General features: G+C 67.4%; 18 protein-coding genes and 1 other RNA gene. 8 read left to right on the forward strand and 11 right to left on the reverse strand.

Features of this window, described 5'->3' with window-relative positions:
• Positions 1–91: 91 nt before the first annotated feature.
• Genes B0B01_RS04740 through B0B01_RS04755 form a run of 4 tightly spaced genes read right to left on the reverse strand, consistent with a single transcriptional unit; the run spans position 92 to position 3,956 of the window.
• On the reverse strand, positions 92–1,288 hold the full coding sequence (locus tag B0B01_RS04740; RefSeq protein WP_200805405.1) for a branched-chain amino acid ABC transporter permease: 1,197 nt from the start codon (positions 1,286–1,288) through the stop codon (positions 92–94).
• 1 nt (position 1,289) lies between these two features.
• Entirely contained in the window at positions 1,290–2,363 is a 1,074-nt protein-coding gene (locus B0B01_RS04745) for a branched-chain amino acid ABC transporter permease (protein WP_083946047.1), read from the reverse strand.
• Between the two features lie 50 nt (positions 2,364–2,413).
• Positions 2,414–3,121 carry an ABC transporter ATP-binding protein gene (locus B0B01_RS04750; RefSeq protein WP_076648127.1) on the reverse strand — a complete coding sequence of 236 codons (708 nt, stop codon included), beginning with the start codon at positions 3,119–3,121 and terminating at the stop codon, positions 2,414–2,416.
• Complete coding sequence (locus B0B01_RS04755; protein ID WP_076648131.1) at positions 3,108–3,956, reverse strand: ABC transporter ATP-binding protein; 849 nt, start codon at positions 3,954–3,956, stop codon at positions 3,108–3,110. The genes B0B01_RS04750 and B0B01_RS04755 overlap by 14 nt, the downstream gene beginning before the upstream one ends.
• 213 nt (positions 3,957–4,169) lie before the next feature.
• Here B0B01_RS04755 and B0B01_RS04760 point away from each other — a divergent pair, with 213 nt between their 5' ends.
• Entirely contained in the window at positions 4,170–5,051 is an 882-nt protein-coding gene (locus tag B0B01_RS04760; RefSeq protein WP_076648134.1) for a hypothetical protein, read from the forward strand.
• Positions 5,052–5,260: 209 nt separating this feature from the next.
• Here B0B01_RS04760 and rpmG read toward each other — a convergent pair whose 3' ends face one another.
• Together rpmG and rnpB are read right to left on the reverse strand one after the other, a co-directional pair.
• Entirely contained in the window at positions 5,261–5,428 is a 168-nt protein-coding gene (gene rpmG / locus B0B01_RS04765; RefSeq protein WP_076648137.1) for a 50S ribosomal protein L33, read from the reverse strand.
• A gap of 120 nt (positions 5,429–5,548) precedes the next feature.
• Positions 5,549–5,933, reverse strand: an RNA gene (gene rnpB, locus B0B01_RS04770) — RNase P RNA component class A.
• Between the two features lie 121 nt (positions 5,934–6,054).
• Here rnpB and corA point away from each other — a divergent pair.
• Positions 6,055–7,164 carry a magnesium/cobalt transporter CorA gene (gene corA, locus B0B01_RS04775; protein WP_159438958.1) on the forward strand — a complete coding sequence of 370 codons (1,110 nt, stop codon included), beginning with the start codon at positions 6,055–6,057 and terminating at the stop codon, positions 7,162–7,164.
• Positions 7,165–7,173: 9 nt separating this feature from the next.
• Here corA and B0B01_RS04780 read toward each other — a convergent pair whose 3' ends face one another.
• From B0B01_RS04780 to gatC, 4 genes are read right to left on the reverse strand one after another with little or no spacing between them, the layout of a single operon-like run.
• On the reverse strand, positions 7,174–7,866 hold the full coding sequence (locus B0B01_RS04780) for an N-acetylmuramoyl-L-alanine amidase (RefSeq protein WP_076648143.1): 693 nt from the start codon (positions 7,864–7,866) through the stop codon (positions 7,174–7,176).
• Complete coding sequence (locus tag B0B01_RS04785) at positions 7,859–8,611, reverse strand: hypothetical protein (RefSeq protein WP_076648146.1); 753 nt, start codon at positions 8,609–8,611, stop codon at positions 7,859–7,861. The genes B0B01_RS04780 and B0B01_RS04785 overlap by 8 nt, the downstream gene beginning before the upstream one ends.
• A 38-nt stretch (positions 8,612–8,649) precedes the next feature.
• Positions 8,650–10,137: an Asp-tRNA(Asn)/Glu-tRNA(Gln) amidotransferase subunit GatA gene (gatA, locus tag B0B01_RS04790; RefSeq protein ID WP_076650058.1), complete on the reverse strand. Its 1,488-nt coding sequence runs from the start codon at positions 10,135–10,137 to the stop codon at positions 8,650–8,652.
• On the reverse strand, positions 10,137–10,424 hold the full coding sequence (gene gatC, locus B0B01_RS04795; protein ID WP_076648149.1) for an Asp-tRNA(Asn)/Glu-tRNA(Gln) amidotransferase subunit GatC: 288 nt from the start codon (positions 10,422–10,424) through the stop codon (positions 10,137–10,139). The genes gatA and gatC overlap by 1 nt, the downstream gene beginning before the upstream one ends.
• A 179-nt stretch (positions 10,425–10,603) precedes the next feature.
• Here gatC and B0B01_RS04800 point away from each other — a divergent pair, with 179 nt between their 5' ends.
• On the forward strand, positions 10,604–11,296 hold the full coding sequence (locus B0B01_RS04800) for a metal-dependent hydrolase (protein WP_076648152.1): 693 nt from the start codon (positions 10,604–10,606) through the stop codon (positions 11,294–11,296).
• A gap of 7 nt (positions 11,297–11,303) precedes the next feature.
• On the forward strand, positions 11,304–11,660 hold the full coding sequence (locus tag B0B01_RS04805; RefSeq protein ID WP_076648155.1) for a YigZ family protein: 357 nt from the start codon (positions 11,304–11,306) through the stop codon (positions 11,658–11,660).
• Here B0B01_RS04805 and B0B01_RS04810 read toward each other — a convergent pair.
• Complete coding sequence (locus B0B01_RS04810; protein WP_076650059.1) at positions 11,657–12,115, reverse strand: nucleoside deaminase; 459 nt, start codon at positions 12,113–12,115, stop codon at positions 11,657–11,659. The genes B0B01_RS04805 and B0B01_RS04810 overlap by 4 nt on opposite strands.
• Before the next feature lie 62 nt (positions 12,116–12,177).
• On the opposite strand from B0B01_RS04810, the gene B0B01_RS04815 reads away from it, so the two are divergent.
• The 4 genes from B0B01_RS04815 (at position 12,178) to B0B01_RS04830 (ending at position 16,340) form a co-directional block, all read left to right on the forward strand.
• A complete protein-coding gene (locus tag B0B01_RS04815) occupies positions 12,178–13,059 on the forward strand; it encodes a pseudouridine synthase (RefSeq protein WP_083946053.1) in 882 nt (293 codons plus the stop codon).
• 179 nt (positions 13,060–13,238) lie between these two features.
• Positions 13,239–14,117 (forward strand): 5-bromo-4-chloroindolyl phosphate hydrolysis family protein, encoded by an 879-nt coding sequence (locus B0B01_RS04820; RefSeq protein WP_076648158.1) that lies wholly within the window; start codon positions 13,239–13,241, stop codon positions 14,115–14,117.
• Positions 14,118–14,182: 65 nt separating this feature from the next.
• On the forward strand, positions 14,183–15,361 hold the full coding sequence (locus tag B0B01_RS04825; RefSeq protein WP_076650060.1) for a toxic anion resistance protein: 1,179 nt from the start codon (positions 14,183–14,185) through the stop codon (positions 15,359–15,361).
• A gap of 10 nt (positions 15,362–15,371) precedes the next feature.
• Entirely contained in the window at positions 15,372–16,340 is a 969-nt protein-coding gene (locus B0B01_RS04830) for a DUF2927 domain-containing protein (RefSeq protein ID WP_076648161.1), read from the forward strand.
• Position 16,341 lies beyond the last annotated feature (1 nt).

Here is a 16,341-nt window from a genome sequence, read left to right on the forward strand (position 1 = left end):
GTGGGCAATCGTCCGTATCAGGATCGGGAAAGGGCGCTCTGGATCGGGGCGCCCTTTCCATGTCGGCGGCTGCGCCGGCCATCTGCCCGCATCAGTCGCGGGGGATGAAATCCGAGACCCGCTTGCGTTCGCGCAGGATCCCCTGCGGGCGGAACAGGACGATGGCCGCAAGCATGATCGCCACCAGGATCCAGCGCAGATAGGCGCCGCGCGACGGCAGATCGGGCGAGATCGCCTGCAATGCCGGGCTCGCCATGTCGATCATGAAGGCCGCGCCGCTCCAGACACCCCAGACCGCAAAGGCCCCGAGGATCGCGCCCTTGTTGTTGCCGCTGCCACCAAGCATCAGCATCACCCAGATGATGAAGGTCGCAAACAGCGGGTTGAAATGGCTGTAGTCGATGCTGACCACGAAATGCGCGTAGACGGCGCCGCCCACCCCCATGATGAAGCTGCCGACGACAAAGGATTCGATGCGCCGCAGCGTCACGTTCTTGCCGTTCATGGCGGCGGAGGCTTCCTCGTCGCGCACGGCGCGCAGCATCCGCCCCCAGGGCGCGCGCGAGATCCGCTCGAGCGCGAGATAGGTCACGGTGACGACGAGCGCCACGACGACCAGATAGAAAAACACGTAATCGCGCGGGCTGAGCGGTGACAGCCACTCGGCCACACGGCCCGGCAGCCAGGAACAGACCGGATCCGTGAACAGGCAGTCGAGCGGGCGTGGAATGCCGCGCATGGGCTGGGGACCGTTCGCGAGCCAGCGCTCGTTCTGAAAGATGAACCGGATCACCTCGGCGATGCCGAGCGTGGCGATGGCCAGGAAATCGGTGCGCAGCCGCAGCACGGGAATCGCGATCAGGAACCCGACCACCGCCGACACCGCTCCGCCCATGAGAACCCCGGCCAGGAACGGCCATTCCAGCCCGAAGGCCTGCTGCGAATAGGCCGCAAGCGCCCCCTCCGGCATCGAGGTCGTGAACAGGGCCGAGGTGAAGGCGCCGACCGCGAAAAAGCCGGCGATGCCGAAGTTCACATGCCCCGTCAGCCCCCACTGGCTGTTCAGGCCAAGACTGAGGATCGCGTAGATCCCCGCCATGGTCGAAAAGGATGCAAGATAGGTCAGCATCCCCCGCGGCACGGCCATCGGCAGGATCAGCGCCACGGCGGCGGCCAGGATCACCGCGATCACGAAACGCACGACCGGGCGCCCCGGGATCACGAGAATGGCAAACAGCAGCAGCGGCAGGAAGAGGAAGGCGGCGCGGGCAAGGTCGATCGGCTCCATGTCAGATCCCTCCCCGCCCGAACAGGCCGCGCGGCTGCAGCACCAGCACCACCACCAGCAGCACGAAGGCGACCCCGGGCCCGTAGGCCGGGTTGATGAAGGACGATGAGACCTGCTGGGCAATGCCGATGATCACCGCCCCCGCGATCGCGCCCATGGGGCTCCCCAGTCCGCCCATGATCGCGGCGGCGAACATGGGCAGCAGCAGCCAGAAGCCCATCTCGGGGCGCAGTTGCGAGGCAAGCCCGTACATGACACCGCCAGCCGCGGCGAGGCTTGCTCCCAGGATCCAGGTCCAGGCGATCACCCGCTCGGTGTTGATGCCGCGCACCTGCGCAAGGTCGGGGTTGTTCGATGTGGCGCGCATCGCCTTGCCCATGCGGGTGCGTTCGAGCAGGAACCAGGTGAGCGCGACCAGGATCATGGCCAGGACGAAAACGAAGATCTGATCCGCCTGCAGCCGCAGCCCGAAGGGCAGATGCAGCGCCGGGTTCGAGCGCCCGGGATAATAGAACAGGAAATCGGGCCCCCAGATCAGATAGATTGCGCTGCGCAGAAAGAACATCGCCGCCAGCGAGGCCATGGCCAGCAGCACGAGCGAGGCATCGCGGCGGCGCAGCGGACGGAACAGCACCCGGTCGACCGCAAGCGCGATCAGCGACACCACCGGCATGGCCAGAACCATCGCGGCCAGAAGTTCCCAGCCAAAGGAAAACGGCAGCAGGATCGGCCCCTGCGGCAGGTAGGATGCGATGGTAAAGGCCGCATAGGCGCCAAGCGTGACCAGCGCCCCGTGGGAAAAGTTCGGGAATTTCAGCACCCCGTAAACCAGCGTGAGCCCGATCGCCCCGAGCGCGATGATCCCGCCAAGCATCACGCCCCAGACCGTGAGCGACAGCAGGTCCGCCCCGGATGCGCCCTGCCGCCATCCCAGCAACCAGAACAGGACGAGGGTGAGCGCCAGCACCACGGCAAGCGTGGCGCGGCTGCGCAGCATCGAGCCGATGCGCTCCCCAAGGGAGCGGTCGTCGGCAGAGCGGTGCAGCGCGCTGTCCGGCGTGTTCTCCATGCTCATCCTTGCTCCTCCCTTCTGGTCATGTCCGCCCGTGCATGTCCCGCCCCGCGTCAGCCGCCGAGATAGAGCCGCGCCACCTCGGGATCGCTCAGCAGTTCCTGGCCCGTGCCCTCGAAGCGGTTCTCTCCGCTTGCCAGCACATAGCCGCGATCCGACATCCTGAGTGAAAGCTGCGCGTTCTGCTCGACGATCAGGATCGCCGGGCCGGAATCATTGATCTGGCGGATCTGTTCGAAGATCACGCCGACCATCTTGGGCGAAAGCCCGGCCGAGGGTTCGTCCATCAGCACGAGTTTCGGGTCGAGCATGAGCGCGCTGCCCATGGCGACCATCTGGCGCTCGCCCCCCGACATCTTGCCTGCCCGCTGGTGGCGGCGTTCCCTCAGACGCGGGAAATAGTCGTAGATACGCTCCTTGCGGGCCTCGATATCGCCCTTTTTCGCGAGGAACGCCCCCATCTCGAGATTTTCGGAAACGCTGAGTTCCGTGAACACGTTGGCCACCTGCGGCACATAGCACATGCCGCGCTCGACGATGCGATAGGGCGGCAGCGCCGAGACATCCTCGCCATCGAAAACGACCTTGCCCCGGCGCGGGTGCAGCAGGCCGAACACCGTCTTCATCAGGGTCGATTTACCGGCACCGTTCGGGCCGATGATCGAGACGATCTCGCCCGCGCGCACCTCCATCGACACATCGCGCAGGATCTCGGTGTCGCCATAGCCCGCCGTGATCGACTGGACCTCAAGCAGCGCCATGGCGCCCTCCGTTCCCCCCGCCGTCGCGGGCCCCGTACTGGCCGCCGAGATAGGCTTCGAGCACGCGGGGATCGCTGCGCACGTCTTCGGGATGGCCCTGCATCAGGTGGCGGCCTTCGCTCATCACGATCACCGGATCGCAGAGATGCATCACCAGATCCATGTCATGTTCGATCAGGAGAAAGGTGATGCCCCGCTCGCGGCGGAGATATTCGATGTTCTCGGCCAGCTTTTTCATCAGCGTGCGGTTCACCCCCGCCGCCGGTTCGTCCAGCAGCACGAGACGCGGCCGGGCCATGAGCGTGCGGGCAAGCTCCAGCAGCTTTTTCTGCCCGCCCGACAGCCGCCCGGCATATTCGTCCGAGAGCCGGGCGAGATCGACGAATTCGAGCACCTCCATGGCGCGGTCGCGGATTTCACGCTCCTGCCTGCGCACGAGCCCGGGGCGGAACCAGCAGTTCCAGAACCGCTCTCCGGCCTGGTCGGGGGCGACCAGCATCAGGTTTTCGAGCACCGTCATGGTGCCGTGTTCACGCGGGATCTGGAACGTCCGGCAGATGCCGCGCCGGAACACCCGGTGCGGCGGCAGGCTGGTGATGTCGTGCCCGTCCGTCAGAACGCGCCCGGAGTCGGGGCGGAAGAACCCGGTGATCGCATTGAAAAGCGTGGTCTTGCCAGCCCCGTTGGGACCGATCAGCCCGGTGATCGTGCCTTCCTCCACGGACAGGGAACAGCCGTCGAGCGCGCGCAGACCCCCGAATTTCTTGCGGAGATCCCGGACCTCGAGAACCGGCGGACGAGCGCCTGCGTGTTGGTTGGCCGTCTCGTGCTGCATGGCTCTCCCCGTTTGAAACATCTTGACCGGGCGATTTTTCAAAATCAATAGCGAGCACCCGCTGACGCAGCGACAGGGGTGCCGGCACCGGGCGGAGGGAAAGCGGTGGCCGTCACCGTCGGCCCGGCCGCCGGCATTGACGGTCCCCGGGCAAGCCGCTAGGCGAAGGGGCGCCTGCCCGCTTCCCATTGTCCAGCCAGGATTCCGCAGCCGATGGAGATCGTCTTTCACCCCGGCGTTCATCACACCGAAGAAGATCGGCTGATGAAATCCCTGCTGCGCAACAAGGATGATTTCCACCGCGCGGGTATCTCCGTTCCGGGGCCCGGACGTTATCGCACGCTGCTGAAAGAAACCTTCCGCGCGCTCGAGACCGGGCCGCTGGCCGAGGGGGCGCGCGAGGTGCTGCTGGATGCGATCCTGGACCAGGACCAGCCCCGCCGGCTCGTGCTTTCCAACCCGCATTTCTTCGGCTCGCCGCGCCTGACGCTCGATCAGGGCCGGCTTTATCCGCTGGCGGCGCAACGTATGGCGCAGATGCGCGCGGCGTTCGGCCCCGACCGCATCCTGCTGTTCATGGCCATCCGCAACCCGGCGGCGCTGCTGCCCGCGCTGCTCGGGAAATGCCCGGACGACGAGATCGAGGCGCGGCTCGGCGGGCGCGATCCGCGCGAACTGCGCTGGTCGGACACGGTGATGCGGATCCGGGACGCGGCGCCGGATGTGGCGATCACGCTCTGGTGTTCCGAGGACGCGCCGCTGATCTGGGGCCGGATCCTGCGGGCCTTTGCCGGGCTCCCGGATGATGCGATGGTCGCGGGGGAGACGGACCTGCTCGGCGCCATCATCTCGGAAGCGGGGACGACGGAGGTGCGCAGCCGCCTGCGCGCAGCGCCGGCAGCCGAGCGGGAGGGCATCATGGCCGGGATCATGGAGCGCCATGCGCTCGAGGACAGGTTTCACGAGGAGCTCGACCTGCCCGGCTGGACCCCCATGCTGGTCGAGGAGATGAGCGCGCTTTACGAGGCGGACATGGAGCGCCTGCAGCGGATGCCCGATCTGCAGATCATCGCGCCCCGTCCCATCGCGGCCTGACTCATCGCACCCTGACTCATCGCGCGCTGACCGTATGGCGGCCGCGGGCGGGACCTGTGTGGATGGCGGGACGGATCGGACCGGCGCGGCCGGGGCTCTGCCCCGGACCCCGGGATATTTCCGGCCAGAAGACAGACCCGGGCGGGGTCAGGATGCGGTTCGGGGTCGGGAAGAGGCGAGACAGGTCGGCGCAGGGACGGGCCGGAGCCTTACTTGATCTTGCCTTCCTTGTATTCCACGTGCTTGCGGACGACCGGGTCGAATTTGCGGACCGTCATCTTTTCGGTCATCGTGCGCGCGTTCTTCTTGGTCACGTAGAAATGTCCGGTACCCGCGGTCGAGTTCAGACGGATCTTGATTGTGGTCGGCTTCGCCATGGTTGCTCTCCTGCGTCGAAAGGCCGGCGCTGGAGGGCATGGCCCCGGACGACTGGTCTTTCGTGAATTCCCTCGGGGGGCTTGTAACCGGCGCAAGGCGCGAGTCAAGGACGATTCATGATGCGCGGAGGGCCTGTAAGCCGGATTCTGTCCAGGGGGCGAACCCCTCTGGGCGACCATTCCTCTAGGGCGCGCGTTGCCGCGGGCCTCTGGCTGCCAACCCGATCCCCCGGCTGAAGCGGGCCCTGCGGCGCGGGCCGCGCGGGGATCCTATTTGGCATTGCTCCCGGTGGGGCTTGCCGTGCCGCCCCTGTTGCCAGGGGCGCGGTGGGCTCTTGCCCCACCGTTTCACCCTTGCCCCGAAGGCTGCCCCCGGGGCGGTCTGTTTTCTGTGGCGCTTTCCGTCGGGTTGCCCCGCCCGGGCGTTACCCGGCACCGCTGCTTCAGGGAGTCCGGACTTTCCTCTCGTGCGCAATTGCGCACCAGCGGCCGCCCGGCCCTCCGCGCATCAGGGATATGCGATGCCGCTTGCGCCGCGTCAATGGGTGCGCGCGTCCCGCTTGCCGGCGGAAACGCTTTCGTGTCAGGCTGGCACGTTCAAGGCATCTCCGCTCATGAGGACCGCGATGGCCAGGCGCTCCGCAATACCGCGCAGGGGCCGCTTTCACAGCGGCAGCTACCGGCCCGGCGCACCACCGGGGTCGCTGGCGGCGCCGCCCGGGGACGCCCGGGCGCCGATGCCCCCGGCGCGCGTCGACATGCTGAGCTACGGGGCCGACATGCTGCGCGAGGACCGCGATACCCGGCTTGCCGATTGCCCCATGCCGCCGGCGGATGCGGCCGGGGTCAGGTGGATTCATCTTCGCGGGCTGCCGACGCCGGCGCAGCTTGAGACGCTGGGGCGCGATTTCGGCCTGCATCCGCTGGCGCTCGAGGATGTCCTGCATCGCGAGGGGCGGGCCAAGGCCGAATCCTACGGCGCGCAGCAGTTCGTGGTGCTGGACCATGTCCACCGGGCGGACGGGACCGGGCTTCGGGCCGATCCGGTCAGTTTCTTTCTCGGGCCGAATTACCTCATCAGCATCGACACCATTGGCGCGGATCTGTTCGAGCCGGTGCGCCAGCGCATCCGCAGCGGCAGCCGGATCCGCACGCTCGGTTCCGATTACCTGCTTTACGCGCTGCTCGACGTGATCGTGGACGAGGGTTTTCCGCTGCTCGAACAACTGGGCGGAGAGCTTGAGGAACTGGAAGATGCGATCCTCGACAACCCGGATGCCGAAACCCGCAACCGCATCCATTACATCAAGCGCGAGCTTCTGCTCATGCGCCGCGCCTGGTGGCCGCAGCGCGAGATGATCGCCGAACTCATGCGCCACGACGGGACATTCGTCTCGGAGATCACCCGCCTGCATCTGCGCGACTGCCATGAACATGGCGTGATCGCCCTCGAACTGGTGGAAACCTATCGCGAGATGGCCTCGAGCCTGCTCGATACCTATCTCTCGGCGGTGAGCCAGCGCATGAACGACATCATGAAGACGCTCACCATCATCGCCACGATCTTCATGCCGCTGTCCTTCGTGGCCGGGCTTTACGGGATGAATTTCGACACCGAAAGCCCGTGGAACATGCCCGAATTGCACTGGCGGTTCGGCTATCCCTATGCGCTCGGACTGATGGTGGCGGTGGTGGTCGGGATGCTGGCCTATTTCCGTCACAAGCGTTGGTGGTAAGGGCAGCGGTCAGATCTGCGATGAAGGCAGGGCGCGGGCGAAACCGTCGATCGCCGCCATGTCGGCGATGGCAAGCGGGCCGCGAGCCGAGGGGCGCAGACGCAGGCGCACCGCCGCGAGCAAATCCGCATCCGCCGCCGGGGCGGTGAATCCCGCGCTCTGCGCAATATCGCGAAACCGCGCCGGATCGGGCGGCAGCGCCCGGCCGGCACGGGGCGCAAGCGCGAGCCCGCGGCGCGCAAGCCGGGCCCAGTCGAAGCGCGGGCCCGGATCCTGCTTGCGCCCGGGCGCCATGTCGGAGTGACCGATCACGCCCGCAGGCGGAATGGAATGGCGCCGCATCACCCCGGCCAGCAGATCTTCCAGCGTCGTCATCAGCGGTTCGCTGAACGGGTGATCACCGCCGTTGTCGAGTTCGATCCCGATCGAGCGCGAGTTGACGTCGCCCTGCCCGGACCATTCCCCCTGCCCCGCGTGCCAGGCGCGGGCGGCTTCATCGACCAGCGGCCAGAGCCGTCCGTCACGACCGATCAGGTAATGCGCCGAAACCTCGGCGGCCGGGTCGCAAAGCCGGGCACGGGCGGCTTCGGCGCTTTGCATCGCGGTGTAATGCAGCACGACGAGATGCGCCCGGAGCCCGTCGCGGCGCGCGCCGAAATTCGGCGAGGCCGGCCGACAGGGCGCGCATGGGGCCTCAGTCACTCTGTGCGTGCACGGCCTGCCGGAACGGGCCCGGATCCCAGTCGCAGGCGAAACCGTCGCCGTCGGGGTCGAGCCCGAGCTTGTCGCGCTCCGGGCCGCCCTTGGCGAGGAAGGCAATCTGCGCCTGATCCGCCGAAGGATAGGCAGCGCAGCGCGATTCGACCTTGGCACCCAGACGGATTGGCGAGCGCGGATACATCTTGGTGCCGCGCTGATGCCGGGTGTTCAGGGCATAGCGCACGATGTCGGGCTGGGCCTCGCTCGGGCGGGGCTGGAGCGGGGTCGGCTCCACCACCTGGTACTGGGCGCGGGTGCGGGCGATGCGTTCGGCGTCGCTTTCGATGGTGCGGCTTTCCGACACCGCGTCAAAGTCGTTCTCGCGCGAGATGCCGAACTGGTTGACGCTCGGCACCGGAAGGGTCTGCGACGCGCCGGGCGCCATGATCGAAGAACCCGGAACGGCCGAGGGGGGCTCGCCGGTTTCGATCGGATTGATCCCTGCGCCGCCTGCTCCCGCGCCCGAGCTCGCGGCGAGCGCGGCAGCGGTCTGGGCAGCGATGTCGGAGGGAGAATCGCTCCCCCCCGGCAGCGGCGCGGTCGAAACCTGCGGCAGTTGCATCGACTGGGTGCCGGTCAGTTCCTGCTCGCGCGCGGAATTGGGGCCGCCGAAGCCCGCGCCGCGATCATCCGGATAATCACAGGCGGCCAGGAGCCCGAGGGCCAGAATGCAGATGGCTGCACGCATGGGTGATGTCCTGTTTCTCATACGAGTTGGCAGTGAATTTACCACCATCTTTCCGGCTTGGCCACAAATCCCGCCCCGGCCTCGAGCACGAAGGCGAGATTCAGCAGATCGTCCTCGGCCCAGGGGCGGCCGATCAGTTGCAGCCCGAGCGGCAGCCCTGCGCCATCCTGTCCCCCCGGCAGCGAGATCGCGGGCAGGCCGGCGAGGTTCGCGGGCACGGTGAACAGATCGTTCTCGAACATCTGCACCGGATCGTCGCCCGTATGCGCGCCAAGCGCAAAGGCCGCCGAAGCGGCGGTCGGGGTCAGGATCGCATCGACACCGCCGGCAAAGGCCGAATCGAAATCCCCGCGCACGAGGCGGCGCAGTTTTCGCGCGCGCTCGTAATGGGAGTCATAGCATTCGGCGCTCAGCATATAGGTGCCGAACATGAGGCGGCGCTGCACCTCGTGACCGAATCCTTCGGCGCGGGTCTTGTCATACATGTCGTTCACGCTGTCGCCGGGGGCGAGCCTTGCGCGATAGCCAAAGCGCACCCCGTCGTAACGCGCGAGGTTCGACGAGGCCTCGGCCGGGGCGATCACGTGATAGGCGGGCAGCGCATATTGCGTATGGGGAAGCGAAATCTCGACCACCTTCGCGCCCGCATCCCGCAAAATCGCCGCACCTTTCTGCCAGAGCTCGTCAACCTCGCCGGTCAGGGAATCGGTGCGATATTCGCGCGGAATGCCGATTGTGCGGCCAGCGACCGAGGCGCCGAGCGCGGCTTCGTAATCGGGCACCGCGCGGTCGGAACTCGTGCTGTCCTTGGGATCGTGCCCGGCCATGGCCGCAAGCATGATCGCCGCATCGCGCACGGATTTGACCATCGGCCCGGCCTGGTCGAGGCTCGAGGCGAGCGCGATCATCCCCCAGCGCGAGCAGCGCCCCCAGGTCGGCTTGAGCCCGGTAATGCCGCAGAACGCCGCCGGCAGGCGGATCGACCCCGCCGTGTCGGTGCCGGTCGCCGCCAGGCAGAGATCCGCCGCGACCGCCGCCGCCGAACCGCCCGAGGATCCCCCGGGCGACAGCGCCTCTGTGTCGCCGCCGCGCCGCCAGGGACTGACGACCGGTCCGTGCACGCTCGTCTCGTTCGAGGCGCCCATGGCGAATTCATCCATGTTCAGCTTGCCGAGCATCACCGCGCCCGCATCGGCGAGCTTCTGCGTGACGGTGGATTCGTAATCGGGGACGAATCCTTCAAGGATGCGGCTGGCCGCCTGCGTCGGCACGCCCTTCGTGCAGAACATGTCCTTGACCCCGATCGGCACGCCGCAGAGGTCGGGCGCGTCGCCCTGTGCAAGCCGCGCGTCGGCGGCGCGGGCACGGTCCAGCGCGATTTCGGCACTGAGATGGGCAACCGCGTTCAGCGCGCCCGCCGCCTCGATGGCGGCAAGGCAGGACCGGGTCAGATCAACCGCGGTCGCATCGCCGCGCTTCAGGGTATCGCGGGCCTCAGAAAGCCCGAGCCGGTTCAGATCGTTCATCATTCCACCATTTTCGGAACGGCAAAAAAGCCCTCGCGGGCATCGGGGGCATGGGCGAGAACCGCCGTCTGGCTGTCACCCTCCGTCACCTCGTCGGCGCGCATCGCAAGGCGCTGCACCTCGGGCGCCGTCATCGGCTCGACACCGTCCACATCGGCGCTGTTCATCCGGCTGACGAAGTCGAGAACCCGGTTGAATTCGGCAAGCAGCAATGGCGCGGATTCTTCGGTGACGCGGATCCTTGCGAGCGCAGCCACCCGTGCAAGCGTGTTCTGGTCGATCGCCATGGGTGCACCCCCTGATTTCACCTGTTCCGGTCCTGCCTGTGCGTTTATCCCTCTCGCGGGAACCCCGCAAGTCTTGGCCACGCAGGTTTTCGCCCGCCGGCCCGCATTTTCGGCGGTGTGAATCCCGGGACCGGGCGTGCTACGCTGCGCCGAAATCCTGCATGTGGAGGACATGACACATGAAACTGACCTGGCTCGGCCATTCGGGCTTTCGCCTCGAGACCGGCGACCTCGTGATCCTGATCGACCCCTGGCTTTCGGGCAATCCGATGCTGCCGGACAACCAGCACGAGGCGGCGGTGCACGGCGCGACCCATATCCTGCTGACCCATGCCCATTTCGACCACATGAGCGACACCCTGCGCCTTGCGCGCGAGAACGGCATCCCGGTGATCGGGCAGTTCGATCTCATGAATCTGTGGAGCGAAACCGAAAAGATCGAAACCATCGGCTTCAACAAGGGCGGCACGATCACGCTCGACGGGATCCGGATCTCGATGGTGACGGCGCAGCATTCCTCGACCATCCAGGACGAAACCGGGCTGCGTCCGGCCGGGTCCGAGGTCGGTTACATGATCGCGGCCGAGGGGCAGACGATCTATGTGAGCGGCGACACCGACATCATGGCCGACATGGAATGGTTTGCGGATTACTACAAACCCGATATCGGTATCCTCTGCGCGGGCGGCCATTTCACCATGGACATGGACAAGGTCGCCTATATCGCCCGGCGCTGGTTCAATTTCCGCACCATCATCCCCTGCCATTACCGCACCTTCCCGGTGCTCGAACAATCCGCCGCGGAACTGGTCAAGAGCCTGCCCGGAATTGCGGTGATCGAACCGGACGTGATGCGGCCGATTCCGCTCTGAGGCCGCAATGCTGGTGCTCGAGAACATCATCAGCGACCGGGGCTCGAAATACGCGGTCGCCGGGGCGCCCTGCGAATCGGAAGACCAGGCGCGCGCCCTTCTGGGGGAACTGCGCCGGCGCAAGAAATTCGCCCGCGCCACGCACAACAGCTGGGGCCTGCTGCTGAGCGGGGCCGGACCGGTCAAGAACGACGATGGCGAAAGCGGCGCCGGGCAGGTGATCCTGCGCATGCTGGAACGCGAGGATCTGCGCGATCACCTGATCGTCGTCACCCGCTGGTTCGGCGGCAGGAACCTGGGCGGCGACCGCTTCCGCCACATCCAGGAGGCGGTGCGCATCTACCTTGAGGAACTGCGCCACTAGACGTCCGCGCGGCGACCGGCAAAGAAATCCCGCAACAGCCGTTCCGATTCGACGGCTGCGATACCGTCGTAGATCTCGGGGCGGTGATGGGCCTGCGGATGTGCAAACACCCGCGCCCCATGGGCCACCCCGCCCGATTTCGGATCCGCCGCCCCGTAATAGAGCCGCGCGATCCGGGCCGCCGCGATCGCCGCCGCGCACATGGCGCAGGGTTCGAGCGTGACATAAAGGTCATGCCCGCCAAGCCGCTCGGACCCGACCATCGCGCAGGCCATGCGAATCGCCAGAATCTCGGCATGGGCGGTCGGATCGGCCAGTTCGCGCGTGCGGTTTCCGGCCGCCGCGACCGGATGCCCGCCGGGCGAAATGATGACCGCGCCGACGGGAACCTCGCCGCGCTCTGCCGCCGCCCGCGCCTCGTCAAGCGCCGCCTGCATGTGGGACCGGAACACCATTTCGGGACGGTGCCCCGCCATGGCGGCTTTCGCAAGCCATGCGCTTGGGTTATCGCAGAGCCATGAGCACCCCTCCCCCTCCCGGCGAGCGTATCGCCAAGGTTCTGTCGCGCGCGGGCGTCGCCTCGCGCCGCGAGGCCGAACGCATGATCGAGGCCGGCCGCGTGCAGGTGAACGGGCAGCGGATCGGCAGCCCGGCGCTCAACGTCACCGGCGCGGACCGCATCACCGTGGACGGCAAGCCGCTTGCGCCGCCCGATCCGCCGCGGCTCTGGCTTTATCACAAGCCGGCGGGGCTCGTGACCAGCGCGCAGGACGAAAAGGGGCGCCCCACGGTGTTCGACAACCTGCCCGAAGGCCTGCCGCGGGTGATGAGCATCGGGCGGCTCGACCTGACATCCGAGGGGCTTTTGCTGCTGACGAATGATGGCGCGATCAAGCGGCGGCTCGAGCTTCCCTCGACCGGCTGGGTGCGCAAATACCGCGCCCGCGTGAACGGCCGCCCGCAGGACGCGGATTTCGCCCCGCTGCGCGCGGGGCTTGTGATCGGCGACGAGAAATTCCAGCCGATGCAGGTCACGCTGGAGCGCCAGCAGGGCGCGAATGCCTGGGTCACGGTCGCGCTGCGCGAGGGGCGAAACCGCGAGGTGCGCCGCGCCATGGAGGCGGTGGGCCTCGTGGTGAACCGGCTGATCCGCATTTCCTACGGGCCGTTCCAGCTTGGCGATCTGGGGCCCGGGGCGGTGCGCGAACTGCCCCGCCGGGTGCTGCGCGACCAGCTTGGCGAGGATGCGGTTCCCCGCGCCGAACCGGGCGGCCAGCGCGCGGGCACGAAGCGCCCCGGCGGGCCCCCGAACCCCCCGCCCGGCAAGGGTGGAAAGGCCCGCGCGGGCGGCACCGCACCCGGTCCGGCCCCGGCGCCGCGCGGCAAGCGGCGCACCTGATGCGATGGGCATTCTTGCATCCGCCTCTGGCAAGCGGCGGACATATCCCCTAGATCTCCCCGATATCCACGGCGGGGAGACTCATGCCATGCTTGGGCCCACGGTCCGCAAGATTGCCTATGCCGGCCTCGTCATCCTGCTGTTTGGCGTGACCAGCGGCCTCATGGGAGTCTGATCCAATGGCCGAACGATACGGCGGAAAATACAGCCCCGGACCCGCAGGTGACGATCCCCGGCCCCGCCCCCTGGCAAGGCAGCGCGATCCGGTTGGCTTTGCCGCGAATCTCATGTTTGCGCCACCCGTTCTGCTGTTCTTCGTCTCGCTGTTCCGGGGTCCGGTCGGGCTCCTGTTCGGGATCGGCGGTGCGGCGCTGCTCGGGCTCGCGGCGTGGCTTTTGCGCGGCGGGCTGCGGGCCGAGGCCGCGTTCGATGCGCGCAAGGTCGCACGCCGGCCGGCGCTCCCGCGCAAGATCATGGCCGCCGCGCTCACCGGGCTCGGGGTCTGCGCCGCCGTCGTCGCGCAGAGCGGCGGACATCTGCCCGGGGCGGCGCTTTACGGGGTCGCGGCCGGGGTGCTGCATCTTGCGGCCTTCGGCATCGACCCGTTGCGCAGCAAGACCGGCGCGGGCGGGGACGCCTTTCAGCAGGCCCGGGTTTCGCGCGCGGTCGACGAGGGCGAAGCCTACCTCGACGCCATGGGGCGCGAGATCCTGCGCGCCAATGATCGCCGGCTGGTGGCGCGGGTCGGGCGTTTTCAGGCGGCGGCGCGCGACCTTTTCCGCAGTGTCGAGGACGATCCGCGCGACCTTTCGGGGGTGCGCCGCTACATGACCGTCTATCTCATGGGGGCGCGGGATGCGACCGCGCGCTTTGCCGACATCTATGCCCGCAGCCGCGATTCGCAGGCGCGCGAGGATTATCTTGCCCTGCTCGATGATCTGGAACAGAATTTCGCCGCGCGCACGCGCCGGATGCTGAGCGAGGACCGCAGCGATCTCGGCATCGAGATCGACGTGCTGCGCGAGCGCCTGAAGCGCGAAGGCGTGGAGCCGGACTGAAACCGCCGGCGGCGGGCTGGAGAAACCCCGGGCAGGTCGATACCCGAACGAGCAAAGGACCAATGATGTCTGAAGAAATGTCCAGGGAGGCGCGACGGAGTTCCGCCGAGATCGAAGAGATCGCCGCGAAGGCTCTGCCCGAACCCGAGCCCGAGGTTCCCTCGCTGCAGGATACCGATACGGAAAAGAGCGCCGAAATCCGCCGCCGCATGAATGAAATCGACCTGCGCGACAGCGGCTCGATCATGGGTTTCGGGGCCGGGGCGCAGACCGAGCTGCAGGCGATCAGCCAGTCCATGCTGGCGGACGTGCGCAACAAGGATGCCGGTCCGGCGGGAAATTCGCTGCGCGAGATCGTGACCACGCTGCGCGGCTTTTCGGGGGCGGAGCTGGACCTGAACCGCGACCGCTCCTGGTGGGAGCGGCTCATCGGCCGCGCCACGCCGATCGCGAAGTTCACCGCCCGGTACGAAGAGGTGCAAAGCCAGATCGACCGCGTGAGCGACGAGCTTCTGAAACATGAGCACACCCTGCTCAAGGACGTGAAGGCGCTCGACCTGCTTTATGAAAAGACGCTCGGGTTCTACGACGAACTCGGGCTTTACATCGCCGCCGGGGCGGAGCGGCTGCGGATTCTGGACGCAGAGGAGATCCCGGTGCTGGCCGCCGAGGCCGATGCCGCACCCGAGGACGCGAAGGTGCTGAAGGCGCAGGCGCTGCGCGATCTGCGCGCGACGCGCGACGACCTCGAACGGCGCGTGCATGATCTGCGCCTGACCCGGCAGGTCACCATGCAGGCGCTGCCAAGCATCCGCCTCGTGCAGGAAAACGACAAGGCGCTGGTGGCGCGGATCAACTCCACCCTGGTGAACACGGTGCCGCTCTGGGAAACCCAGCTTGCCCAGGCCGTCACCATCCAGCGCAGCGCCGAGGCAGCCGGCGCGGTGCGCGCCGCGAGCGATCTCACCAACGAACTGCTGACGCAGAACGCCGCCAATCTGCGCGAAAGCAACCGCATGATCCGCGAGGAAAGCGAACGCGGCATTTTCGATATCGAAGCAGTGAAACAGGCCAATGCCGACCTTATCGGCACGATCGAGGACAGCCTTCGCATCGCCGACGAGGGGAAGGCGCGGCGCGCCGCTGCCGAACAGGATCTGGCCGCGCTCGAAGCCGAGCTTCGCGACACCCTTGCAGCGGCCAAGGGGCGCACGCAGCAGGCGGCGAACCCGCCGGGCAATTGAACCCGCGACAATGGAAAGGGCCTGCCAACCATCGTGGTTCCTGACCCGGCTCCTGCCGCCGCTCCTGCTGCTGGGCGCCTGCAGCCCGCAGCCGTCGGGGCCGTCGGTGACATCGCCGCCGACCCGGCCCGACGGGCTTGCGCAACTGGCCCGGCCCGCGGTGACCGAGCCTTCGGAGAAAAGCCGCGAGTTGCAGGATTACTATCTGCAGGTGCAGGACGACCTGCTCGCGCGGGGGTTGCTGCGCATTGACGGGGGTGGTGCGGATACGTCGTTCTCGCCCCGCGACCTCGTGCGCAATTTCGAGGAAATCGCCTTTTCCGGGGAATATTCGCGCGGCGGCGGATATTCCGCGTCGGGGGCCGGGCGCGGGCTCAGCCGCTGGTCGGAGCCGGTGCGCATCAGCACCGTGTTCGGCGCCAGCGTCCCGCTCGATCAGCGCCGCCGCGACCAGGCGGCCATCAACGGATATGCACAGCGGCTGGCGGCGATCACCGGCCATCCGGTCCAGAGCGTGCCTTCGGGGGGCAATTTCCACATTTTCATCGTCGGCGAGGACGATCGCGAACACCTCCTGTCGCGACTCGACCGGGAGGCGCCGATGATCGGCGCGACCGAACGGGGAATCCTGCGCAATCTGCCCCGATCGTTCTATTGTCTGATGCTCGCGGTCTCGAAACAGGACGATCCCCACGACTACGCCCGGGCGATCGCCCTGATCCGCTCGGAACATCCCGACCTCGTCCGCCTCGCCTGCATCCACGAGGAAATCGCCCAGGGGCTCGGCCTGCCCAACGACAGCCTTTCGGCGCGCCCGTCGATCTTCAACGACGACGACGAATTCGCCCTGCTCACGCGCCATGATGAAATGCTGCTCCGAATGCTTTATGATCCGCGTCTCAGACCGGGCATGACCGTCGAGGAGGCGCACCCGATCGCGCTCCGCATCGCGCATGAGCTCATGGATGCCACATCGTGAC

The organism is Pontibaca methylaminivorans, assembly GCF_900156525.1.
GTDB classification, from domain to species: Bacteria; Pseudomonadota; Alphaproteobacteria; order Rhodobacterales; family Rhodobacteraceae; genus Pontibaca; species Pontibaca methylaminivorans.

Bases quoted from the DNA above. Each gene is read 5' to 3' on its own strand.
- B0B01_RS04740 (WP_200805405.1), bottom strand. From the start codon at position 1,288: ATGGAGCCGATCGACCTTGCCCGCGCCGCCTTCCTCTTCCTGCCGCTG.
- B0B01_RS04745 (WP_083946047.1), bottom strand. From the start codon at position 2,363: ATGAGCATGGAGAACACGCCGGACAGCGCGCTGCACCGCTCTGCCGAC.
- B0B01_RS04750 (WP_076648127.1), bottom strand. From the start codon at position 3,121: ATGGCGCTGCTTGAGGTCCAGTCGATCACGGCGGGCTATGGCGACACC.
- B0B01_RS04755 (WP_076648131.1), bottom strand. From the start codon at position 3,956: ATGCAGCACGAGACGGCCAACCAACACGCAGGCGCTCGTCCGCCGGTT.
- B0B01_RS04760 (WP_076648134.1), top strand. From the start codon at position 4,170: ATGGAGATCGTCTTTCACCCCGGCGTTCATCACACCGAAGAAGATCGG.
- rpmG (WP_076648137.1), bottom strand. From the start codon at position 5,428: ATGGCGAAGCCGACCACAATCAAGATCCGTCTGAACTCGACCGCGGGT.
- corA (WP_159438958.1), top strand. From the start codon at position 6,055: ATGGCCAGGCGCTCCGCAATACCGCGCAGGGGCCGCTTTCACAGCGGC.
- B0B01_RS04785 (WP_076648146.1), bottom strand. From the start codon at position 8,611: ATGCGTGCAGCCATCTGCATTCTGGCCCTCGGGCTCCTGGCCGCCTGT.
- gatA (WP_076650058.1), bottom strand. From the start codon at position 10,137: ATGAACGATCTGAACCGGCTCGGGCTTTCTGAGGCCCGCGATACCCTG.
- gatC (WP_076648149.1), bottom strand. From the start codon at position 10,424: ATGGCGATCGACCAGAACACGCTTGCACGGGTGGCTGCGCTCGCAAGG.
- B0B01_RS04800 (WP_076648152.1), top strand. From the start codon at position 10,604: ATGAAACTGACCTGGCTCGGCCATTCGGGCTTTCGCCTCGAGACCGGC.
- B0B01_RS04805 (WP_076648155.1), top strand. From the start codon at position 11,304: ATGCTGGTGCTCGAGAACATCATCAGCGACCGGGGCTCGAAATACGCG.
- B0B01_RS04810 (WP_076650059.1), bottom strand. From the start codon at position 12,115: ATGGTGTTCCGGTCCCACATGCAGGCGGCGCTTGACGAGGCGCGGGCG.
- B0B01_RS04815 (WP_083946053.1), top strand. From the start codon at position 12,178: ATGAGCACCCCTCCCCCTCCCGGCGAGCGTATCGCCAAGGTTCTGTCG.
- B0B01_RS04820 (WP_076648158.1), top strand. From the start codon at position 13,239: ATGGCCGAACGATACGGCGGAAAATACAGCCCCGGACCCGCAGGTGAC.
- B0B01_RS04825 (WP_076650060.1), top strand. From the start codon at position 14,183: ATGTCTGAAGAAATGTCCAGGGAGGCGCGACGGAGTTCCGCCGAGATC.
- B0B01_RS04830 (WP_076648161.1), top strand. From the start codon at position 15,372: ATGGAAAGGGCCTGCCAACCATCGTGGTTCCTGACCCGGCTCCTGCCG.